We start from the raw sequence: 20,914 nt of genomic DNA, 5'->3' as shown, positions 1-20,914 counted from the left end.
CTTCTTAATTCATCACATTGAGTTCTTCGGTGCGGCGCGGCGGGTAAGTCTCCCAGCGGCTGCATCCCGGGCACTGCCAGTAGAACTGGCGCGCTTTAAAGCCGCAGTGGCTGCACTGATAGCGCGCCAGCTTCTGCGTGTAACCGTGGACCAGATTCTTGACCATGGACAGTTCCGAGACGATGGAAACCGGCGCATCCATCAGGCGCGCTTCCAGCAGCTTGTCCAGTCCCAGCAGGGTCGGGGTACGGCGCAATTCATCCACCACCAGCTGCTTGGCCGCAGCCACGCCATCGAGTTCCAGCACGGCCTTGTAGACCACTTCGATCAGGTCGATCGAGGAAGCCTGCTCCAGATAGGATTTGAGCAGGTTGACGCCTTCCTGCGGGCGCCCTACTTTGCTGTAGCCATCCATCATGCGCTGCGCCACCAGCGCCGTATGCGGCACGCTGATCTGCTCGACGCGACGCCAGGTCAGCAGCGCCGCTTCCACATCGCCCTGCGCCAGCTGGGCATCACCGATCAGCATGGTGGCGCGTACATTGACGCGATCGGCCTGCAGCGATTTTTCCAGCAGTACCAGCGCATCCTGCGGGTGCAGGTGCACCAGCGCGTCCTGCGCCAGCTCGCAATAGAACTGGGCGATTTCCTTCTGGCGCGAACCGGCACCGGCTTCCTGCAGCGCCAGCGCCGCTTCGATGGCACGCTGCCATTCTTTCTCGCGCTGGAAGATCTCCAGCAGGGCTTTACGGGCCTGCACCGCGTACTGGCCCTGCAGCATGGCGTTAAAGGTTTCTTCGGCGCGGTCCAGCAGACCCGCTTTCAGATAGTCCATGCCCAGTTCGTACTGGGCGTGCTCTTTCTGCTCGACGGGCAGATCGGGACGGGCCAGCAGATTCTGGTGCACGCGGATAGCACGCTCGGTCTCGCCACGGCGGCGGAACAGGTTCCCCAACGCGAAGTGCATATCGGCCGATTCCGGGTCCATACGCACGATGTCGATGAAGGCATCGATGGCTTTATCGGGCTGCTCGTTGAGCAGGAAATTCAGGCCTTTGAAATAGCCACGCGGCAGCGTGCGCGATTCCGACACCAGTTGACGGATGTCGACGCGTGCGGCGACCCAGCCCAGTCCGAAAAAGACGGGGATACCCAGTAACCACCAGAGTTCTAATTCCATGCTTTGTATTTATTGTGGTTTGACGCTATCCGGCTGCGGCTGGGCTTGCGCCTGCAGCGCCGAGCTTTGCAGCGTCGTGATCGTGGTTTTATGTTTATTGGTTTCGCGGCGATGGCGGAACACCGTCGGCGTCAGCGCCAGCACGCCGAGGAAGGCGCCGGCCACAAAGAAACCGAGCAGCATCAGCACCAGCGGGCCGTGCAGATCATAGTGCAGGAAAAGGTGCAGATCGACCTCCTGCGTGTTCTTCAGCGCAAAGCCGAAAAACAGGACAAAAAGAACGCAACCTATCAGGGTGGATAGTAATTTCATCAGCCTGCTTCCTGTTCATCAATTCCAAGAGCGCAAGTATGCACTAGAAACGCCTTTGCGCAAAAATTTACGACGTTTCCCCCCATGGCGAGCATGCCACGGGCATAAAAAAAGCGGCATCCGCAGACGCCGCTTTTCTCTTCTAACCTTCAGACGCTCAGTCCTCGATGATCGGTTGCCCGACCATGGCATCCACCCGTTCGCGCAATTGCTTGCCCGGTTTAAAGTGCGGCACCCGTTTTTCCGGCACCATCACTTTATCACCCGATTTCGGATTACGTCCGATACGCGGGGGGCGGCTATTGAGGGCAAAGCTGCCAAAACCACGGATCTCGATGCGCTGACCACTCGCCAAAGCGTTGGTCATGGCATCGAGGATGGTCTTGACCGCATATTCCGCATCTTTCGCCACCAGCTGAGAGTAACGCTCAGCCAGACGGTTGATCAACTCGGACTTGGTCATCGACTAGTCTTAGTTCTTGTTATCGAACTTGGCTTTCAGCAGAGCGCCCAGGCTGGTGGTGCCCGAAGCAGCGTTGCTGTCGGTTGCCATTTTCTGCATGGCTTCTGCGGTCTCAGCGCTATCTTTCGCTTTGATCGACAGCTGGATGCTGCGAGCTTTGCGATCGATGTTGATTACCAGCGCTTCAACGGTGTCGCCCACTTTCAGGTGGGTGCCAGCGTCTTCCACGCGGTCACGCGAGATTTCCGAAGCGCGCAGGTAGCCTTCAACTTCTTCCGACAGAGCGATCACGGCGCCTTTAGGCTCAACCGATTTCACGGTACCCGAAACCAGAGCACCTTTGTCGTTCATCGCTGCGAAGTTGTTGAATGGGTCGCCTTCCAGTTGCTTAACGCCCAGGGATACGCGCTCACGCTCAACGTCGATAGCCAGAACGATGGCTTCCAGTTCGTCACCTTTCTTGAAGCGACGTACGGCTTCTTCGCCGGTTTCGGTCCACGACAGGTCGGACAGGTGTACCAGACCGTCGATGTTGCCAGCCAGGCCGATGAACACGCCGAAGTCGGTGATCGATTTGATCGCGCCTTTGACTTTATCGCCCTTCTTGTGGGTAACACCGAAGTCGTCCCATGGGTTGGCTTTGCACTGTTTCATGCCCAGCGAGATACGACGACGCTCTTCGTCGATCTCCAGAACCATCACTTCTACTTCGTCGCCCAGTTGGACAACTTTGTTAGGAGCAACGTTCTTGTTGGTCCAGTCCATTTCGGAAACGTGTACCAGACCTTCGATACCTTGTTCCACTTCCACGAACGCGCCGTAGTCGGTCAGGTTGGTGACTTTACCGAACAGACGGGTGCCTTGTGGGTAACGACGCGACAGACCGGTCCATGGGTCATCGCCCAGTTGCTTCACGCCCAGCGAAACACGGTTCTTCTCTTGATCGTATTTCAGGACTTTAGCGGTGATTTCTTGACCCACGGTCAGCACTTCCGATGGGTGACGTACACGACGCCATGCCAGGTCGGTGATGTGCAGCAGGCCGTCGATGCCGCCCAGATCCACGAACGCGCCGTAGTCGGTGATGTTTTTCACAACGCCGGTCACCACGGTGCCTTCTTTCAGGGTTTCCATCAGTTTCTGACGCTCTTCGCCCATCGAAGCTTCGATAACGGCGCGACGCGACAGAACCACGTTGTTACGCTTGCGATCCAGTTTGATCACTTTGAATTCGAGGGTTTTGCCTTCGAATGGGGTGGTGTCTTTTACTGGACGGGTGTCTACCAGCGAGCCTGGCAGGAAGGCGCGGATGCCGTTGGTCAGAACGGTCAGACCGCCCTTGACTTTGCCATTGACGGTACCGACAACGATCTCGCCCGATTCCATGGCTTTTTCCAGTGCCAGCCACGAAGCCAGACGCTTGGCTTTGTCGCGCGACAGGATGGTATCGCCGAAACCATTTTCCAGCGATTCGATGGCCACGGAAACGAAGTCGCCTACTTTGACTTCCAGTTCGCCTTGGTCATTTTTGAATTCTTCAACAGGGATGAATGCTTCCGATTTCAGGCCGGCGTTGACGATCACGAAGTTGTGATCCAGACGAACGACTTCAGCCGAGATCACTTCGCCCGAACGCATGTCTTGACGCGACAGGGATTCTTCGAAGAGGGCTGCAAAACTTTCCATATTAGACATTATGACTTCCAGGTTACCAACAAGGCTCGCGAAATGCGACTTCAATTGGGTTAGGGTTGATAAAAGTACTACTTACTGCCGGACTACTAAACTACCTACTAACTCGTTACGGTACTGCGTGTTCTGTTCTGCTGTGAGCGCTTACTTGGCAGCGGCATACCATGCCAGCACCTGCGCCACCGCCTGTTCGGCGTTGATTTCCGAGGTGTCGAGCACCAGCGCGCCTTCGGGCGGCACCAGCGGCGCTACGGCCCGATTGGTGTCGCGCTCGTCGCGCGCCTGCAAATCCTTCAGCAGATCATCCATATTAGCAGAAATTCCCTTAGCTATCAATTGCTTATACCGGCGTTCGGCGCGCGCCGCCACACTGGCCGTCAAAAACACCTTGAGCACGGCGTGCGGGAAGATCACCGAGCCCATGTCGCGCCCGTCGGCCACCAGACCGGGCGCCTTGCGGAAGCCCAGTTGCAGGCCTAGCAGCGCATGGCGTACGGCGTGGAAAGTTGCAATTTTGGAAGCTGCATTCCCCACGGCTTCGGCACGGATCGCCTCGGTGACGTTTTCATGCGACAGAATGATGTCGCCGCCCTGAAAACTGCACTGCAGGTGCTCGGCCAGCTTGGCCAGCGCATGCTCGTCGGCCAGATCGGTACCGCGGCGCAAGGCCGACAGCGCCGTCAGGCGGTACAGCGCACCCGAGTCGAGATAGTGGAAACCGAGTTGATCTGCCACACGATGGGCAACCGTACCCTTGCCGGACGCGGTCGGGCCATCGATGGTGATCACAGGAATGATGGATGTTGGCATATTTTCTATTTTGCAATCGCGGCAAATGCCGCGAAGTATTCAGGGAAAGTCTTGGCGACACATTTAGGATCATTGATCCGCATCACATTTCCCTTGCGGGCAGCGCCGTCCAGCGCTACCAGCGAGAAACACATGGCCATGCGGTGATCGTCATAAGTGTCTATGGTAGCAGGCTGGATCACGGCCGGTGGGGTCACGCGGATATAGTCCGGCCCCTCTTCCACGATGGCACCCACTTTGCGCAGCTCGGTGGCCATGGCGGCGATACGGTCGGTCTCCTTGACGCGCCAGCTGGCGATATTGCGCAGCGTGCTGGTGCCGTCCGCATACAGGGCAGCCACGGCGATGGTCATGGCGGCATCGGGGATGTGGTTGAAATCGGCGTCGATGGCTTTCAGCACGCCGTTCGAGCGCGCTTCGATCCAGTTGTCGCCCATGGTGATCTGGGCGCCCATCTGTTCCAGCGCGCCGACAAAGCGCACATCGCCCTGGATGCTGTCCTTGCCCACGCCTTCCACCCGTACCGGACCGCCAGCAATGGCGCCCGCCGCCAGGAAGTAGGACGCCGAGGAAGCGTCACCCTCGACGTGAATCACGCCGGGCGACTGGTACACCTGCCCCGGCTGCAGCGTGAACGAAGCCCAGCCATCCTGCTCCACCTGCACGCCGAAACGACGGATCAGGTTCAGGGTGATCTCGATGTAAGGCTTGGAAATCAGCTCGCCTTCCACTTCGATGGTAATCGCGTGTTCGCGTGCCATCAGCGGTGCCACCATCAGCAGCGCCGTCAGGAACTGGCTCGACACATTGCCGCGCACCGACAGGCGCTGCGCGTGGATCTTGCCCTGCTTGATGTGCAGCGGCGGGAAGCCGGGGTTGCCCGTGTATTCGACATTAGTGCCGGCCGCGTTGAGCGCATCGACCAGATCACCGATAGGACGCTCGTGCATGCGCGGTACGCCGTGCAGCGTGTAGTCGCCGCCGATCACGGCCAGTGCTGCCGTCAGCGGACGGATAGCGGTACCAGCGTTGCCCATGAAAAGGTCGGCCTTGGCATTAGGCAGTACCCCTGCCACACCTTTGACGTGATGGATGGTGCCCGTAGCGGTTTTCTCTTCGCGCCATTCCACGCCCAGCGAGCGCAGCGCGGCCAGCATCACGGCGGTGTCGTCCGAGGCCAGCAGATCGACGATCTGTACGTCGCCCTGCGACAGTGCGGCCAGCAGCAGCACGCGGTTGGAAATGGATTTCGAGCCGGGCAGACGGACTGCGCCCTCGGCGTGCGCCACCGTGGCCAGATCTATGTATTCGTGAGTCATGCGAGTTCCTGATGTGTTCAGCTTATTTATTCAGCTTGGTCTTGCGCGGGCGGCTGCTCGGCCGCCTCGATCGCGGAGATCCACTGGTGGCGGGCGCGCTGGGCATTGCTATAGATGCCCTCCAGCGCCGCGCCGTCACCAGCGGCCAGACGGGCACGCAGGCCCGTTAATTGTGCCAGATATGCATCCAGCTCCGTCAACAATGCCGTCTGATTGGCCAAGCTAATGTCGCGCCACATTTCGGGCGACGATCCGGCGATCCTTGTGAAATCGCGGAAGCCACTGGCCGCATACTGGAACAGTAAGTCTGCATGCGGCTTGTTGGCGATGTCGTCCACCAGCGCATACGCCAGCAAATGCGGCAGATGGCTTACGGCGGCAAACACCTTGTCATGCTCCTCGGCGGACAGGCGGTGGATGATGGCGTGGCAGGCGCGCCATGCGGCGGCCACGGTTTCCACATCGGCCGCGCTGTTTTCCGGCAGAGGCGTCAATACTACTTTCTTGCCGACGTAGAGATCGGCAATGGCCGCATCGGGGCCATTGGTCTCGCGGCCGGCAATCGGGTGGCCCGGCACGAACTGGGCCAGTTTGGCACCCAGTGCGCGCTGCGCCGCAGCCACCACATCCGACTTGGTACTGCCGGCGTCGGTCACCACGGTGCCCGGCTGCAGGTGCGGCGCCAGCGCCGACAGGATCGCTTCCGTCTGCGCCACCGGCGCGGCCAGCAGCACGAGGTCGGCGCCTTGCAGCGCCTGCCCCATATCGCTACCGATCACGTCGATAATGCCCAGCTCCTGCGCCCGTGCCAGCGAGGCGGTAGAACGCCCCATGCCGACGACCGAACCCACCATACCGGCCTGTTTCAGCGCCCGCGCAAACGAACCACCGATCAGACCTACACCGAAGATGACGACTTTATTCAGCATTGATTCAGCTTTATCTTTCAAGCGGCTGGCCCGCTCAGGCCAGCCTGATTTACCTACTTACTCGGCCAGTGCCTTGGTCAGTGCCGCAATGAACACGGCGTTTTCCTGTGGCAGACCGATGGAAATACGCAGCCACTCCGGCAGACCGTAGTTACCCACCGGACGCACGATCACACCCTGCTTGAGCAGCGCCAGATTCACGCGTGCACCGGCGCCGGCATCGCTGCCCACTTTGACCAGCACGAAGTTACCGTAGGACGGCACGTACTCCAGACCCAGCTGCTCGAACGCTTCGACGAACTGCTGATAGCCTGCCGTGTTGTTGGCGGCGCTCTTCTGCAGGAATTCCTTGTCGTTCAGCGCCGCGATGGCCGCAGCCTGCGCCAGCGAGTTGACGTTGAATGGCTGACGGATGCGGTTCATCAGGTCGGTCAGCGGCGGCTGGGCAATCGCGAAGCCTACGCGCAGACCGGCCAGACCATAGGCCTTGGAGAAGGTACGCGACACCATCAGGTTAGGATATTTTTTCACCCATTCGGCCGACTCGAACTGGTTCTCGGTCGCGAGGAATTCGTTATAGGCCTCGTCCAGCACGACGACTACGTGCGCTGGCACCTTGTCGAGGAAGGCAGTAATCTCGGCGGCCGGAATGAAGGTACCGGTCGGGTTGTTCGGGTTGGCGATGAACAGCAGACGGGTATCCGCTTCGATGGCTGCCAGCATGGCGTCCAGATCATGGCCGTGGTTCTTGGCCGGTACCACGATGTGACGTGCACCGATGCCTTGCGTCGCCAGTGCGTACACGGCGAACGAGTATTGCGAGTACACCACCGACTGGCCGCGCTCGACGAAAGCGTGGGCAGCGATTTCCAGAATATCGTTACTGCCGTTACCCAGCGTGATCCAGTCAGCCGGTACGTCGTAACGCTTGGACAGCGCGCCTTTCAGGTCAAAGCCGGCGGCGTCAGGATAGCGCCCCAGTTCTGCCGCCGCAGCGTTCATGGCTTGCACAGCCGATGCGGGTACACCGAACGGGTTCTCGTTCGATGCCAGTTTTACGATAGCCTCTTCGTCGAGGCCGAATTCGCGTGCCACCTCGGCGATGGGCTTGCCCGCCTGGTAAGGGGCGATTGCGCGAACGTAGTCTGGGCCGTAATTGTTGGACATAGTCTCTCTCTGTTTTCTCGTTAAATACTCGATTAATAAAACGACGCCGATGCCGCTCTCACGGCATCAGCCAACTCGCGGCGGGTAGACTCGGCGGTGTCTACCCGCCCGCAATTCTGTGCGTTCCTGAGCGCCTGAACGTCTAAACGACCGGGCTCAGGTCAGGCTGACGGGATAGGAACCCAGCACCTTGAAGAAGGCCGCGTTACTTTGCAGCGATTCCAGTGCCTTAGCCACGGCCTCATTCTGCACATGGCCTTCCACATCGACGTAGAAATAGTATTCCCAGCTACCCGTGCGGGCTGGACGCGATTCAAAGCGCGTCATCGACACGCCAAACTGCGCCAGTGAACCCAGCAGGCCATACATGGCACCAGCCTTGTGCGGCGCGGCCAGTGCCAGCGAGGTACGGTCTTTGCCGGACGGGCCAGCCTGCAGATAGCCGATCACGGCAAAGCGCGTGCGGTTGTGCGGGTCATCCTGAATATTCGCCTTGACGGTGCCAAGGCCATAGCGCACACCGGCACGTTCACCGGCAATCGCGGCCAGCGTATGGTCGTCGCGCGCCATGCGCGCCGCTTCCGCATTGGACGACACGGCGCGGCGTTCGATATCAGGGTAATTGTTGTTGAGCCAGATCTGGCACTGGGCCAGCGCCTGCGCGTGGGCGCAGATGGCTTTCACGCCATCCATATTGCCCATACCAGTCAGCAGACTGTGACGCACAGCAATCGACACTTCACCGCTGATGGTCAATGGTGTCTGCAGCAGCAAGTCCAGCGTGCGGCCTATTGCGCCTTCGGTGGAATTCTCTACCGGCACCACGCCGAATTCGGCGGTGCCTGCTTCCGTCGCACGGAACACTTCATCGATCGACGAGCAAGGCAGCACATCGACGGCCGTGCCGAACTGCTGGTACACCGCCTGTTCGCTATACGTCCCCGCAGGGCCAAGGAAGGCGATGGTGACGCGTTTTTCCAGCGAGCGGCAGGCCGACATGATTTCGCGCCAGATGGTCTGCAGTTCGGTATTGCCCATCGGGCCGGGATTGCGTTCGGCCACGCTGCGCAGAATCTGCGCTTCGCGTTCAGGACGGAACACAGGGGCATTGGTTTCGGCCTTGACGTGGCCGACCTGCTGCGCCACGCGGGCGCGCTGGTTGAGCAGATCCAGAATCTGCGCGTCGATGCTATCGATCTGTTCCCGTAAGGGTTTCAGTTTGTCTGTCATGGATTATCGGCCAGCGAATTCGTTTAAGTAGTCTACGAGCGCTTGCACGCCCTCGATCGGCATCGCGTTATAGATCGATGCCCGCATACCACCGACGGACTTGTGGCCCTTCAGTTGCAACAGCCCGCGCGCTTTCGCACCGGCCAGGAATGCTTCGTTCTTGCTCTCGTCCTTCAGGTAGAAAGGTACGTTCATGCGCGAACGGTAAGTTTTTTCAACGCGGGTCTGGTAGAAGTCATCGGCATCGAGCGCCGCATACAGCAGATCGGCTTTGGCAATCGCGCGCTGCTCCATTGCCGCCACACCGCCCTGCTCTTTCAGCCACTGGAACACCAGCCCGGCGATATAGATGCCGTAGGTAGGCGGCGTGTTGTACATCGATTCGTTATCGGCCACCAGCTTGAAATCAAAAGCCGACGGGCAGATCGGCAGCGCCTTGCCCAGCAAGTCTTCGCGCACGATCACGATGGTGACACCAGCCGGACCGATGTTCTTCTGCGCACCGGCGAAGATCAGGCCGAACTTGGACACATCGATAGGCCGCGACAGAATGTGCGAGGACATATCGGCCACCAGTAGAACATCATCCGGCACGCCAGCCAGACCGGCCGGCACGCCATTTTCAAAGGCGAATTCGACACCATCGATGGTCTCGTTGGTGCACATGTGCAGATAGGCGGCGCCCGGCGTCAGCTTCCACTCGGCCACAGGCGGCACGCCCGTTTTGCCTGTGGCAGCGATATTCACGCTGGCGTATTTACCTGCTTCCTTGATGGATTTGCCCGACCACGAACCCGTATGAATGAAATCGATCGTTGCTGGCTGCGGCTTGTGGCCCACCAGATTCAACGGAATCAGGGCGTTCTGCGACAGACCGCCGCCCTGCATGAACAGAATCTTGTAATTGTCCGGTACTGCCAGCAGTTCGCGCAGATCGCGCTCGGCTGCCTTGTAAATCGAAATAAATTCGGGGCCGCGGTGGCTCATCTCCATCACCGACATGCCGCTACCATGCCAGTCCAGCATTTCGGCAGCAGCCCGGGTCAGCACTTCCTTCGGCAGTACGGCAGGGCCGGCGGAAAAATTATAGATGTGAGTCACGTTGCGATCCTTATTTGGTTTTTTTGTTTTCCTGCATTTTCTGCATCAAAGGGCCGATACGGCGCGCTACGACCTGCTGACCGATCTGCATCCCTTCCGACATCAGCTTGGGCATGGAGGCCAGCATCTTGCTGCCCACGGGCGTGCGGTAGAAAGCAGTGATCTGTTTCAGCTCGTCGGCCGTGTAGGTGCGCGCGTACAGCGGCACGGTTTCGGCCAGCACTTCATCCACCAGCGCCGGGTCGCTCAGCATTTCCTGCACAGGCTTGATGGCCGCTGGCAGTTCCGCTTCCATCTTGATGATGGCCGCCTGTTTGTCCTGCTCGGACGCTTTCGGGTTGTTGCGGATGGCCGCTTCGGCACCGGCACGCATGGAGCCGCCGATGTTCTGCGCCATCTGCTGCATCATGCCGTTCATCATTGTGCGGTAGTTCATCGCTTCGAACAGCTCGCGTGCCGCGGCCGTGGAGGCGTCCGTAGCCTGAGCATACGCGCCACCACTGGCCAGCAGGGCCAGCGCAGCTACAGCAGTTGCTACGGTATTCTTAACGATTTTCTTCATCTTCACTCCACAGTAAAAAAAAGGGGCCAGCTTCATTGTCGCATTTATCCGCGCAATAAACCTGACCCCGCTGCCAGCCGGAACAGCGTCCGGCCTATGGCGTTGACTTACTCGGGCTGGGCGTCAGCCGGTTTGGCGTCAGGGCCCGGTTCCAGTTCCACTTCGTCGATGTCGGTTTCCACCACGCGCTGCAGACCGGACAGCTTGGTGCCGTCTTCCACCGCGATCAGGGTGACGCCCTGGGTAGCACGGCCCATTTCACGGATTTCCGACACGCGGGTACGGATCAGCACACCGCCGGTGGTGATCAGCATGATTTCGTCGCTGGAATCGACCAGCGTCGCAGCTACCACTTTACCGTTACGTTCCGACGTCTGGATCGCGATCATGCCCTTGGTGCCGCGGCCATGACGGGTGTACTCGATAATCGGGGTACGTTTGCCGAAGCCGTTTTCGGTTGCCGTCAGCACCGACTGCTGCTCGTTCTCGGCCACCAGCAGCGCGATCACGCGCTGGCCTTCGTCCAGATTCATACCGCGCACGCCGCGGGCGTTACGGCCCATAGGACGCACATCGTTTTCATCGAAGCGCACGGCTTTGCCGGCGTCGGAGAACAGCATCACATCGTGCGCACCATCGGTCAGTGCAGCGCCGATCAGGAAGTCGCCCTCATCCAGATCGACCGCAATGATGCCGGCCTTACGCGGATTGCTGAAGTCTTTCAGCGGGGTCTTCTTCACGGTGCCCAGACTGGTGGACATGAACACGTAGTGATCTTCAGGGAAGGTACGGTTGTCGCCCGACAGCGGCAGGATCACGGTGATCTTCTCGTTATCGGCCAGCGGGAACATGTTCACGATCGGCTTGCCGCGCGAGTTGCGCGAGCCTTGCGGCACTTCCCACACCTTCAGCCAGTACATGCGGCCACGGTTGGAGAAGCACAGGATGTAATCGTGGGTGTTGGCGATGAACAGCTGATCGATCCAGTCTTCTTCTTTGGTAGCCATGGCCTGCTTGCCGCGACCGCCGCGCTTCTGCGCACGGTATTCGGAAATCGGCTGGGCCTTCATGTAACCCGTGTGCGACAGGGTCACCACCATGTCCTGCGGCGTGATCAGATCTTCCGTACCCAGATCGGTGGCATTGTGCTCGATGCTGGAACGGCGCGGATCTTTAGCACGGTCGCCGAACTCGTTGGCGACGTGGGTCATTTCATCGGTAATGATGGTGGTCACGCGGGCCGGCGTAGCCAGAATGTCCAGCAGGTCGGCGATTTCGGCCATCACGTCTTTGTACTCGTTGACGATCTTGTCCTGTTCCAGACCGGTCAGACGCTGCAGACGCATCTGCAGAATTTCCTGCGCCTGATCATCCGACAGACGGTACATGCCGTCAGACTGGATGCCATAGTGCTTAGGCAGGTGCTCCGGACGGAACGCTTCGATACCGCCGATGGTGCTGCCTTCGCTGGTACGGGCCAGCATCTCGCGCACCAGCGAGGAATCCCACGAACGGTCCATCAGGGCAGCTTTTGCCACTGGCGGGGTTGGTGCGGCTTTGATCAGGGCGATGAATTCATCGATGTTAGCCAGCGCAACTGCCAGACCTTCCAGCACGTGACCACGTTCGCGCGCTTTGCGCAGCTCGAACACGGTACGGCGCGTGACCACTTCGCGGCGGTGCGAAAGGAAGCACTGCAGCATCTCTTTCAAGTTGAGCAGGCGCGGCTGGCCATCCACCAGTGCCACCATATTCATACCGAAGGTGTCTTGCAACTGGGTCTGTTTGTACAGATTGTTCAGCACCACTTCCGGTACTTCACCGCGTTTCAGCTCGATCACCACGCGCATACCCGATTTATCGGATTCGTCGCGGATATCGGAAATGCCTTCCAGCTTCTTGTCGCGCACGTTCTCGGCGATACGCTCGAGCAGCGACTTCTTGTTGACCTGATACGGCAGCTCGTCAACGATGATGGCGGTGCGGCCGCCATCCTTGCCGTATTCTTCGTAGTGGGTCTTGGCGCGCATCACCACACGGCCACGGCCAGTGCGATAACCATCGCGCACGCCCGACACGCCGTAGATAATGCCGCCGGTCGGGAAGTCCGGTGCCGGAATCAGTTCGATCAGTTCATCAATCGAGCAGTGCGGGTTGTTCAGCACGTGCAGCGCACCGGCAATCACTTCATGCAGGTTGTGCGGCGGAATATTGGTGGCCATACCCACCGCGATACCGGACGAACCGTTGATCAGCAGGTTAGGGATACGGGTAGGCAGTACCGTCGGTTCTTTTTCCTTGCCGTCATAGTTAGGCTGGAAATCCACGGTTTCTTTGTCGATGTCGGCCAGCAGTTCGGCCGAGATCTTGTCCAGACGGCACTCGGTGTAACGCATCGCTGCCGCGCCGTCGCCGTCGACGGAACCGAAGTTACCCTGACCATCGACCAGCATGTAGCGCAGCGAGAAGTCCTGCGCCATACGCACCAGCGTGTCATAAATCGAGGCATCGCCGTGCGGGTGGTACTTACCCATGGTGTCGCCCACCACACGGGCGCACTTGACGTAAGGACGGTTCCACACGTAATTCGACTCATGCATCGAGAACAGCACCCGGCGGTGCACCGGCTTGAGGCCGTCGCGCACATCCGGCAAGGCGCGGCCCACAATCACGCTCATGGCGTAATCGAGGTAGCTCTTGCGCATCTCTTCTTCGAGGGAAATTGGGATTGTTTCTTTTGCGAATTGATCCATTGGCGGGTCGACTGATCTATGACTGTGGTTTATTAAGCAATGTATGCCGCAGGTACTGCATCTCTTGCACCGCCCTCCGTAAGGATGGGCAAGCGTGCGATTTTACCATGCGCGCAAGGCGACCTGCGCAAATCCGCCACCTTGCCACTTTCTGGCGCGTTGCGCGATCTACAACAGGTTGTAACACCTTGTAATATTCATGACACATTGAGGAATTATTATCGACAATCACGTTGCAACTAAACAACATTTTGGTCGAAAGCGGCGCGCACTCATGTTGGAGCCCGCAAACGTCGCCAAATCGCTTGTGGCACAATGATTAAGACCCTCATTGCATGTTTCACAATCGGGAAAGCGGTGCGACGCCCCTGCATGGTAAAATTGGTCCTATGTATCACTACGTCGCGCAGTTTTCTGCGGATATCACCCCGAAAGGAAGAAAAAGATGAAAAAACTGATTTCGATGCTGGCCATCTCGGCTGCATTCGCCGGTTCGGCTATGGCCCAGACCGCGCCGACCGCGCCACCATATGCGCCTGTCACCCAGGACATCAAGGCTGCAACGCCTAAGAGCGCTTATGTGCAGGATGCCCGCGGCGTAATCGCCCGTGATCCATTCGGTCTGTGCTGGCGTACCGGCTACTGGACCCCGGCTGATGCCGTGCCAGGTTGCGACGCCCCGATCTGCAAAGAGCCAGAGAAACTGGAAAACGGCAAGTGCGTAGCACCGCCAGCACCAGTAGCACCAGCCCCTGCTCCAGTAGCACCGGCTCCTGCTCCGGCACCGAAACCAGTGGCACCAGTGCCAACCGCTCAAAAAGTGAGCTTCGCTGCTGACGCCTTCTTCGATTTCGACAAATCGACCCTGAAACCAGAAGGCAAAGCCAAGCTGGACGACCTGAGCTCGAAACTGGGCGCCATCAATCTGGAAGTCATCATCGCCGTTGGTCACACTGACTCGGTCGGTACCGATGCTTACAACCAGAAACTGTCCGAGCGTCGTGCTAACGCTGTGAAGGCTTATCTGGTATCGAAAGGCGTAGAAGCCAACCGCGTGTACACCGAAGGTAAAGGCGAGAAACAGCCAGTAGCCGACAACAAGTCTGCTGAAGGCCGCGCTAAAAACCGTCGCGTAGAAATCGAAGTGGTAGGCACCGCCAAGTAATTGCCCACCGCATCACAGAAAACCCGCTTCGGCGGGTTTTTTTACGCCCGCTGATTTAGAATAGCGGGATTCGCTTTTGAGACTGAACACCATGAACGCCGATCCATTAGAACTGCAGAAATTTGCCGACCTGGCCCACCGCTGGTGGGACCCTACTTCCGAATTCCGTCCCCTGCACGAAATCAATCCGCTGCGTCTGGAGTGGATCAATGCGCGCGTGCCGCTGGCCGGCAAAAAAGTGATCGACATCGGCTGCGGTGGCGGCATCCTCAGTGAATCGATGGCGCGCAAAGGCGCCGATGTGACGGGTATCGATCTGGGCGAGAAAGCCCTGAAAGTAGCCGACCTGCACTCGCTGGAATCGGGCGTGGCGGTGCGCTACAAGCTGATCTCGGCCGAAGCCATGGCGGCCGAAGAAGCGGGCCAGTACGATGTGGTGACCTGCATGGAAATGCTGGAACACGTGCCCGATCCGGGCGCTATCGTGCGCGCTGCAGCCACACTGGTGAAGCCGGGCGGCCATGTGTTCTTCTCGACCCTGAACCGCAACCCGAAATCGTATCTGTTCGCCATTCTGGGTGCCGAATACATCCTGCGCATGCTGCCAAAAGGCACGCACGACTACGAGAAATTCATCACCCCGTCCGAGCTGTCGCAGTACGTCCGCAGCGCCGGTCTGGATGTGGCGGGCTTCAAGGGCATGGGCTACAACCCGTTCACCAAGTTCTACTCGCTCAACAACGATACCAGCGTCAACTATCTGGTCGCTACCACCCGTCCGCTGTAAGCAAGATCAAGAAGAAAGATTGCATCCATGAGCCTTCCTGCTGCCCCGCGCGCCATTTTGTTCGATCTTGATGGCACGCTGGCCGATACGGCGCCCGATCTGGCCGCCGCCGTCAACCTGCTGCGCACCGAGCGCGGGCTGGAGCCAACCGACTACCAAGTGCTGCGCCCTACCGCTTCGGCCGGTGCACGCGGCATGATCGGTGCAGCGTTTGGCCTGACGCCGGAGGATGAAGGCTTTGCCGTGCTGCGCGACGGTTTCTTCGCTAACTATCAGGCGGCGATGGCCGTCAACAGCGGTCTGTTTGATGGCGTGCAGGAACTGCTCGATGGTATCGAAGCGGCTGGGTTGCGCTGGGGTGTGGTGACCAATAAATCGCAGCGCTTCACTGATCCGCTGCTGCCGCAGATCGGACTGGGCCGCGCCGGTTGCGCCATTTCGGGCGACACCACGGCGCATGCCAAGCCGCATCCGGAACCGCTGCTGGAAGCGGCGCGCCGTCTGGGCGTGGCGCCGGAGCAGTGCTGGTATGTGGGCGACGATCTGCGCGATATTCAAGCGGGCAAGGCGGCGGGCATGCTGACCATCGCCGCTGGCTGGGGTTATGCTGGCGCCGAAGAGCCGCGCAGCTGGCAGGCGGATTATCTGCATACGCAACCGCTGCAACTGCTTGCCCTGCTGCGCGATTGCCTGCGCCAACAGGCCGAACTAGCGGCGTGATCTGATGTTAATTTAGCTTCAGTCACAAGCTCAGAACAGTAAATCCCCGCCTATCCAAATCTATTGCCATCAACCAATCGCCCTGCGAACCTGCAGGGGATATCTCAAATCTTCGGCTCAAAATCTTCACGTAACGCAACGGTCTGTGACAGCAGAATGGCATTTGCCAATTACTGCTAGTAGATCAATTTCCGTAACTAAATTCACTCCCCCTGCCCATTTAATTCACTCATAAAAATTATATTTATACGTATTGCAATACGCAGCTTAAGCATTAGGCGACCGCATCAAGATCACACAAAATCAAATATTTGATCGATTTTAGATGATTTAAGGAGCATTTTGATGTGTTTTGACATCATTGACTGGTCAGCAAGTATCGTTGCGACATGGCTCCGGTGATAAAGTTGCATACTTGAAAACTTTCGAATTGATATGTTAAGGTTTATTTAGAATGTTCATTCAGTTTGAAAGGTATCAGTTAAATGCGTCGCTCCTCTTTTCAATCCAGTCGGGGCTTTACCCTGATTGAGCTAGTCGTGGTTATTGTTGTCCTTGGGATTCTCGCCGCCGTCGCGCTACCTAAATATGCCAACATTGGAAAAAGTGGACGAACTGCAGTAATTCAATCAACTCAAGGTGCAGTACAGGCAGCAATCAGCCAAGCAATGTCCGCCTGCGCTGTAGTTACTGGCTGCCAGAAGTCGGGATTCTCTCCTTCTGTTACAGGTCCAGATGGCGTGGTGGGTACGATGTATAACGGCTACCCGACGGGACAGTCACGCGTGCCTAGCTATTTCGGGATCAAGGACTGGATGAATACCTCGGGCGTCACAGCATATGAAGTCAACACCACGCTCACAGAATTCCGTATAGATAACGCACCTGATCCAACCAAGTGCAAGGTCGCCTATCATCAGGTGGAAACCTTTGGAGATACGCCAACAGTCGTCGTCGATACTAGCGGATGCTGAAGCCATGCCTGGGAGGCAAGCAGCGAAAAGCGATTCAAAGAAGAGCAGATTATTGCGGTACCTCAAACACTTGAAGGTCGGTCGGCGCAATTACTAGCGCGCCTACTGGCACGCGCTATACATACACCTGACTGGCAGATATCCAACACGAAATGCGTTGCACTACCTGCACGTGACTGCAACCTTACTCTCTCCAAGGTGGGAGCCTTTGCTATAGGTGATGACGCAAGATTGGACATTGTCATCTAGCCTCATAGAAAGCACTACCTGGTTTGACTCGCCGTACCCGCAAGCCAGCCACTTCCCCTCCGGGAATTTACCGTCAAGTTGATACGTATTTTTCCAGCCGCCTCTCACTTTCTTTTGCTCGTAGTCGGCCAACTCCCCAAGGTGTTCCGGAGGGCCGGCCATTGGCGCCGCGCTATTTAGATAGAGCGGAGCTCGCACAAATGTATTCCAACCCTTCGGAGCATCAACAAGACGGACCGACTGTTCGGGAATCGACTGTGGACATTCCAGTGCCGGCGCGGCGACACTAACTGCGAGCTGGGCAGCAAGTACAAGACCAGCCGCTTTCAGCGCCGAATTTTTGCACCACCAAATCAGCCTCGTTGTTTCCCCTTGCATATAAGCGCTCATTCGATCACAAAGAACGCGTCGGCATTATCGCTTGGGCGCATGAGATTCCCTTGCTTGTCTCGTCCTTTGCAGGTAATTAATCGGAGCGAGATGTCTTTCTTCCCGGCGGCTTTCCATTGGTCGACCACTAAGATTCTATTGGCCGCCTGCCCCACATACAGTGCGGCATGGTTGCCGTGCGGTCGATTCGCATAACGGCCATCAACAAAGGTCGCGATGGCGGTACCTTCCTTAAGAGTCTTGTTTCCGAAGACTGCTTCCCCTTGTCTCCAGTAAGTAGTTGTAGGTGCGCCTGCATACGCCTGGACAAGTGCGACGCACTGGTGACTACCGACAACGGGCTCACCTTTAAGGTCTTTTACTTTCGGGTAGATGTACGGCATTTCGACGCCTCCTAACGGACTGGTATGTCCCTAGACTAGGGGGAATCGAAGGGTCTTCTCTTAAACAGACTCAAGCTCAGTAAGGGCATGCCGCGCCACTTTGAGTAATCTCAACCGATGCCGAGCAAAAGGTCGGGAAAATCAGCCTTCGCACGCGCAGCCAGTCCATCCATTCTGGCGACAATCTAGCGCTAGCAAAGAATACATTGATTCGTTTGTGGCAGGCACGCTCTTACGCGAAGCTGAAATCTCTAAGGAGCCATCCATGACTACCCCTTCATTGGTCGCTACCAGCGCAGTCCTGCAAACGGATGACTCTTCAACGATGAACATGAGTTCATCGAAATTCATTGCATGGTCCAGGATGGACTTCACCGACAAGAATCGCGCGCAACCACAGCATGTACAGAAGATCCAATCGGTAACGGTGGAAGGAAATCGTCGCTGGACTCCGGCGAGGAGCTTCCACAAAACCGACTAAGGCTATTTTTGAATCAAACATCTTTAAAACAGCAATTGATATCTCGCCAAACAACTATCTACCTTGTCTTAACACAATGCAGTCAGTAACTCTGTAGAAAACAATCAGGCATACCCATCCAAGACGGAGAAGAGTATGCCTTACATCTACAAAGAGGTGGACGCGCTGGATACAGACCCACCTCCAGCAGCCGTCGGCGACGGAAGCTGCGTTGCACTCATCAAATATTTTGTGCCGGGGTTGATTGGAGCCCCAACTTCCTCATGGAAAGAAGGGGGAAATGTGCTCGAATTAGGCACTAAGGTAACCAAAGGGACAGCGATCGCCACCTTCGTCAATGGCCGCTATCCGAATCGCGCGCATGGAAACCACGCCGCAATTGTTTTGAAGGTTATGCAGGGTGGAATCTGGGTGGTGGATCAATGGAAAGCTAAAGCAGTCATCTCCGCCCGTTTGATTCGCATTCCGCCGCCTCGCCAGCAGCGCAACAAAGATGGAAGTTTTAGAAACCCATCCGACAACGCACTTGCCTACTTCGTGATCGAATGATGAGATCCGATATTCTTGCCATGACAGCGTTCGGAATTTTTGCTAACGGCATTGCCTTAGCAATCGAACAGCCGATTTCCTGCCCAAAACGTTTAGAGCCAGATGCTATTCAATCACTGCACCCACCAGCAGGCTGGGAATTGCACATGCTTAGACCTGTTTATTTGACCGAGGGAGGGATGTTGCATGGTTCGCCTGAAGAATCCGCTTTTCTTGTCCCTGATGGCAACACCCGTCGCAGGATAGGCAACCAGACCATAGAAACGCAGCATTGGAGCTTTGATCTGCCCCATGGGTACAGGCTGTGGATGTACTGTGGTTATGGCGGAGGGGGCGCAACACTGAAACTATTCAAACAGGTGCCGGTGTATGCACATGAATGTACTCTAAATACTATTTCCAAAAACGGCCCCATCATGGAAAGCGCGCAGCTAGTTTGCAGATAACTACGCTCAGTGCTTGAATTTGATCAACTGTGCCGTGAGGAAATTCGGCACGCCGCCTGCGGCGGCCAGCGCTCGCTCCCGCTCGCGCAAAATCGCCTGCGGCGATTTTCTAGTCGGACGAATCGGAGAGGGTTGCGCTTGCAAGCGCAACCCGCCGCGCGGGCGGCGCGCATGCGCGCCGAATTCCCCGCACGGCCCCGCGGGACGCGGGTTCAATTCCCGCCAGTGAAAGCCTGCGGCCAAAATAAAAGGCCCGACGCATAGCGCCGGGCCTTTTATTTTGGATCCAGTGGTGGAGCCGGCGGGAATCGAACCCGCGTCCGCAAGCACTCCACAGACAGTTCTACATACTTAGCACTATCATTTAATTTAACCTGTACAGCACGGATGTGCACGTTATGGACAGGCGATTCACCTTAGATTTAGCGCTGCTTCAAGTGACCCGTTACAGCGCGATTCCCTGTAAATGACTCCATGACTTTTGACGGTCCGCCCCAGGGAAGAAGCGTTTAGGAGCTAACAGCCCTTAGGCTGCCAGTGCGTACGAGTTATCGTTTGCAGTTATTGATTTCTGGGTGTATTTACGAGGTAACCAGGCCTCGGTATGCCCTGTTCTGCTTTGCAACCCACGTCGAAACCAGGTCGGCCCCACAGACACCACCATTCTACTCCCTTTTCCAGCCGCCTGCATCCCCGTCAAACGCCCGTCATATTTGACCACTATCATGGCCACAGTTCTCACATAGAACCACCCATTAGCACCGTACCACGGTCGCTACTACCGGCGCCGGCGGTCGGGAAATATACCGGCACCAACACCCTCCCCGTTCATGTGTGCGCTACGCGCGCTGCCGAACTACCTGTGCCGCCACGCTTGAGGCACAATAGCGGCATACCATGAAAGGAAAGTTCCATGATCTACGAAGTAGCCGAGCTGTACATCAAATCCGACGCCCACGAAGCCTTCCAGGCTGCCGTGCATCAGGCCATCCCTGTGTTCAAAGCCGCCAAGGGCTGCATTTCCATGCGCCTCGACCGCGATATCGAAGTACCCGACACCTACCATCTGGTGGTGGGCTGGGAAACGCTGGATAACCATATCGTCGATTTCCGCGGCAGCGAAGGCTTTGTAACGTGGCGCGGTCTGGTGGGCGGCTATTTCGCCCAGCCACCGAAAGTGGAACATTTCAATACCGTGGTCAACGGCTTCTAAGCCATCCGTACGTGCAATTCCGCTAGGAGGCACCACATC

20 protein-coding genes and 1 other RNA gene are annotated in these 20,914 nt (G+C 57.6%); 7 read left to right on the top strand and 14 right to left on the bottom strand.

Annotated elements, in window-relative coordinates:
* Nucleotides 1-4: 4 nt before the first annotated feature.
* The 12 genes from lapB to gyrA form a co-directional block, all read right to left on the bottom strand.
* On the bottom strand, nt 5-1,180 hold the full coding sequence (gene lapB / locus ABNT42_RS19795; RefSeq protein ID WP_348699869.1) for a lipopolysaccharide assembly protein LapB: 1,176 nt from the start codon (nt 1,178-1,180) through the stop codon (nt 5-7).
* 9 nt (nt 1,181-1,189) lie between these two features.
* The gene (locus ABNT42_RS19790) at nt 1,190-1,492 is read right to left on the bottom strand and encodes a LapA family protein (protein WP_155434665.1); all 303 of its coding nucleotides are present in this window, start codon (nt 1,490-1,492) and stop codon (nt 1,190-1,192) included.
* Between the two features lie 157 nt (nt 1,493-1,649).
* The gene (locus ABNT42_RS19785; RefSeq protein WP_161036683.1) at nt 1,650-1,955 is read right to left on the bottom strand and encodes an integration host factor subunit beta; all 306 of its coding nucleotides are present in this window, start codon (nt 1,953-1,955) and stop codon (nt 1,650-1,652) included.
* 9 nt (nt 1,956-1,964) lie between these two features.
* The gene (gene rpsA, locus ABNT42_RS19780) at nt 1,965-3,641 is read right to left on the bottom strand and encodes a 30S ribosomal protein S1 (protein ID WP_161039538.1); all 1,677 of its coding nucleotides are present in this window, start codon (nt 3,639-3,641) and stop codon (nt 1,965-1,967) included.
* A 150-nt stretch (nt 3,642-3,791) separates the two neighbouring features.
* Nucleotides 3,792-4,457 carry a (d)CMP kinase gene (gene cmk, locus ABNT42_RS19775; RefSeq protein ID WP_348699866.1) on the bottom strand — a complete coding sequence of 222 codons (666 nt, stop codon included), beginning with the start codon at nt 4,455-4,457 and terminating at the stop codon, nt 3,792-3,794.
* A gap of 5 nt (nt 4,458-4,462) precedes the next feature.
* A complete protein-coding gene (gene aroA / locus ABNT42_RS19770) occupies nt 4,463-5,776 on the bottom strand; it encodes a 3-phosphoshikimate 1-carboxyvinyltransferase (RefSeq protein WP_348699865.1) in 1,314 nt (437 codons plus the stop codon).
* A 26-nt stretch (nt 5,777-5,802) separates the two neighbouring features.
* Nucleotides 5,803-6,705 carry a prephenate dehydrogenase/arogenate dehydrogenase family protein gene (locus ABNT42_RS19765; RefSeq protein ID WP_348699863.1) on the bottom strand — a complete coding sequence of 301 codons (903 nt, stop codon included), beginning with the start codon at nt 6,703-6,705 and terminating at the stop codon, nt 5,803-5,805.
* Nucleotides 6,706-6,762: 57 nt separating this feature from the next.
* A complete protein-coding gene (hisC, locus tag ABNT42_RS19760; protein ID WP_348699861.1) occupies nt 6,763-7,872 on the bottom strand; it encodes a histidinol-phosphate transaminase in 1,110 nt (369 codons plus the stop codon).
* Between the two features lie 156 nt (nt 7,873-8,028).
* A complete protein-coding gene (pheA, locus tag ABNT42_RS19755) occupies nt 8,029-9,102 on the bottom strand; it encodes a prephenate dehydratase (RefSeq protein ID WP_348699860.1) in 1,074 nt (357 codons plus the stop codon).
* 3 nt (nt 9,103-9,105) lie between these two features.
* Entirely contained in the window at nt 9,106-10,203 is a 1,098-nt protein-coding gene (gene serC / locus ABNT42_RS19750) for a 3-phosphoserine/phosphohydroxythreonine transaminase (RefSeq protein ID WP_348699857.1), read from the bottom strand.
* A gap of 10 nt (nt 10,204-10,213) precedes the next feature.
* Complete coding sequence (locus tag ABNT42_RS19745; protein ID WP_348699856.1) at nt 10,214-10,765, bottom strand: DUF2059 domain-containing protein; 552 nt, start codon at nt 10,763-10,765, stop codon at nt 10,214-10,216.
* 107 nt (nt 10,766-10,872) lie between these two features.
* The gene (gene gyrA, locus ABNT42_RS19740; protein WP_348699854.1) at nt 10,873-13,518 is read right to left on the bottom strand and encodes a DNA gyrase subunit A; all 2,646 of its coding nucleotides are present in this window, start codon (nt 13,516-13,518) and stop codon (nt 10,873-10,875) included.
* 445 nt (nt 13,519-13,963) lie between these two features.
* On the opposite strand from gyrA, the gene ompA reads away from it, so the two are divergent.
* The 4 genes from ompA (at nt 13,964) to ABNT42_RS19720 (ending at nt 17,164) form a co-directional block, all read left to right on the top strand.
* Complete coding sequence (gene ompA, locus ABNT42_RS19735; RefSeq protein WP_348699853.1) at nt 13,964-14,683, top strand: outer membrane protein OmpA; 720 nt, start codon at nt 13,964-13,966, stop codon at nt 14,681-14,683.
* 91 nt (nt 14,684-14,774) lie between these two features.
* Nucleotides 14,775-15,470 carry a bifunctional 2-polyprenyl-6-hydroxyphenol methylase/3-demethylubiquinol 3-O-methyltransferase UbiG gene (gene ubiG, locus ABNT42_RS19730; protein ID WP_348700134.1) on the top strand — a complete coding sequence of 232 codons (696 nt, stop codon included), beginning with the start codon at nt 14,775-14,777 and terminating at the stop codon, nt 15,468-15,470.
* A gap of 27 nt (nt 15,471-15,497) precedes the next feature.
* Nucleotides 15,498-16,190: an HAD-IA family hydrolase gene (locus ABNT42_RS19725; protein WP_348699850.1), complete on the top strand. Its 693-nt coding sequence runs from the start codon at nt 15,498-15,500 to the stop codon at nt 16,188-16,190.
* Between the two features lie 485 nt (nt 16,191-16,675).
* The gene (locus ABNT42_RS19720) at nt 16,676-17,164 is read left to right on the top strand and encodes a prepilin-type N-terminal cleavage/methylation domain-containing protein (protein WP_348699848.1); all 489 of its coding nucleotides are present in this window, start codon (nt 16,676-16,678) and stop codon (nt 17,162-17,164) included.
* 635 nt (nt 17,165-17,799) lie between these two features.
* Here ABNT42_RS19720 and ABNT42_RS19715 read toward each other — a convergent pair.
* Nucleotides 17,800-18,186 carry a BPSL0067 family protein gene (locus ABNT42_RS19715; RefSeq protein ID WP_348699846.1) on the bottom strand — a complete coding sequence of 129 codons (387 nt, stop codon included), beginning with the start codon at nt 18,184-18,186 and terminating at the stop codon, nt 17,800-17,802.
* A 616-nt stretch (nt 18,187-18,802) separates the two neighbouring features.
* Between ABNT42_RS19715 and ABNT42_RS19710 the strand changes: the two genes are divergently transcribed.
* Together ABNT42_RS19710 and ABNT42_RS19705 are read left to right on the top strand one after the other, a co-directional pair.
* A complete protein-coding gene (locus ABNT42_RS19710; RefSeq protein ID WP_348699845.1) occupies nt 18,803-19,216 on the top strand; it encodes a BPSL0067 family protein in 414 nt (137 codons plus the stop codon).
* Nucleotides 19,213-19,662, top strand: coding sequence for an STY0301 family protein (locus ABNT42_RS19705; protein WP_348699843.1), 450 nt, complete (start codon nt 19,213-19,215; stop codon nt 19,660-19,662). The genes ABNT42_RS19710 and ABNT42_RS19705 overlap by 4 nt, the downstream gene beginning before the upstream one ends.
* A 290-nt stretch (nt 19,663-19,952) precedes the next feature.
* On the opposite strand, the gene ssrA is transcribed toward ABNT42_RS19705, so the two are convergent.
* Nucleotides 19,953-20,312, bottom strand: a transfer-messenger RNA (tmRNA) gene (gene ssrA / locus ABNT42_RS19700).
* A 263-nt stretch (nt 20,313-20,575) separates the two neighbouring features.
* Between ssrA and ABNT42_RS19695 the strand changes: the two genes are divergently transcribed.
* Nucleotides 20,576-20,875 carry an antibiotic biosynthesis monooxygenase family protein gene (locus tag ABNT42_RS19695; RefSeq protein WP_348699841.1) on the top strand — a complete coding sequence of 100 codons (300 nt, stop codon included), beginning with the start codon at nt 20,576-20,578 and terminating at the stop codon, nt 20,873-20,875.
* Nucleotides 20,876-20,914 lie beyond the last annotated feature (39 nt).

It is taken from the genome of Duganella fentianensis, assembly GCF_964031615.1.
Classification (GTDB): Bacteria; Pseudomonadota; Gammaproteobacteria; order Burkholderiales; family Burkholderiaceae_D; genus Rugamonas; species Rugamonas fentianensis_A.
This window is presented reverse-complemented; position numbering and strand designations above follow the sequence as displayed.

What these genes read in the sequence shown, in the direction of transcription:
- lapB (WP_348699869.1), bottom strand. Translation starts at nt 1,180, where the DNA reads ATGGAATTAGAACTCTGGTGGTTACTGGGTATCCCCGTCTTTTTCGGA.
- ABNT42_RS19790 (WP_155434665.1), bottom strand. Translation starts at nt 1,492, where the DNA reads ATGAAATTACTATCCACCCTGATAGGTTGCGTTCTTTTTGTCCTGTTT.
- ABNT42_RS19785 (WP_161036683.1), bottom strand. Translation starts at nt 1,955, where the DNA reads ATGACCAAGTCCGAGTTGATCAACCGTCTGGCTGAGCGTTACTCTCAG.
- rpsA (WP_161039538.1), bottom strand. Translation starts at nt 3,641, where the DNA reads ATGGAAAGTTTTGCAGCCCTCTTCGAAGAATCCCTGTCGCGTCAAGAC.
- cmk (WP_348699866.1), bottom strand. Translation starts at nt 4,457, where the DNA reads ATGCCAACATCCATCATTCCTGTGATCACCATCGATGGCCCGACCGCG.
- aroA (WP_348699865.1), bottom strand. Translation starts at nt 5,776, where the DNA reads ATGACTCACGAATACATAGATCTGGCCACGGTGGCGCACGCCGAGGGC.
- ABNT42_RS19765 (WP_348699863.1), bottom strand. Translation starts at nt 6,705, where the DNA reads ATGCTGAATAAAGTCGTCATCTTCGGTGTAGGTCTGATCGGTGGTTCG.
- hisC (WP_348699861.1), bottom strand. Translation starts at nt 7,872, where the DNA reads ATGTCCAACAATTACGGCCCAGACTACGTTCGCGCAATCGCCCCTTAC.
- pheA (WP_348699860.1), bottom strand. Translation starts at nt 9,102, where the DNA reads ATGACAGACAAACTGAAACCCTTACGGGAACAGATCGATAGCATCGAC.
- ABNT42_RS19745 (WP_348699856.1), bottom strand. Translation starts at nt 10,765, where the DNA reads ATGAAGAAAATCGTTAAGAATACCGTAGCAACTGCTGTAGCTGCGCTG.
- gyrA (WP_348699854.1), bottom strand. Translation starts at nt 13,518, where the DNA reads ATGGATCAATTCGCAAAAGAAACAATCCCAATTTCCCTCGAAGAAGAG.
- ompA (WP_348699853.1), top strand. Translation starts at nt 13,964, where the DNA reads ATGAAAAAACTGATTTCGATGCTGGCCATCTCGGCTGCATTCGCCGGT.
- ubiG (WP_348700134.1), top strand. Translation starts at nt 14,775, where the DNA reads ATGAACGCCGATCCATTAGAACTGCAGAAATTTGCCGACCTGGCCCAC.
- ABNT42_RS19725 (WP_348699850.1), top strand. Translation starts at nt 15,498, where the DNA reads ATGAGCCTTCCTGCTGCCCCGCGCGCCATTTTGTTCGATCTTGATGGC.
- ABNT42_RS19720 (WP_348699848.1), top strand. Translation starts at nt 16,676, where the DNA reads ATGCGTCGCTCCTCTTTTCAATCCAGTCGGGGCTTTACCCTGATTGAG.
- ABNT42_RS19715 (WP_348699846.1), bottom strand. Translation starts at nt 18,186, where the DNA reads ATGCCGTACATCTACCCGAAAGTAAAAGACCTTAAAGGTGAGCCCGTT.
- ABNT42_RS19710 (WP_348699845.1), top strand. Translation starts at nt 18,803, where the DNA reads ATGCCTTACATCTACAAAGAGGTGGACGCGCTGGATACAGACCCACCT.
- ABNT42_RS19705 (WP_348699843.1), top strand. Translation starts at nt 19,213, where the DNA reads ATGATGAGATCCGATATTCTTGCCATGACAGCGTTCGGAATTTTTGCT.
- ABNT42_RS19695 (WP_348699841.1), top strand. Translation starts at nt 20,576, where the DNA reads ATGATCTACGAAGTAGCCGAGCTGTACATCAAATCCGACGCCCACGAA.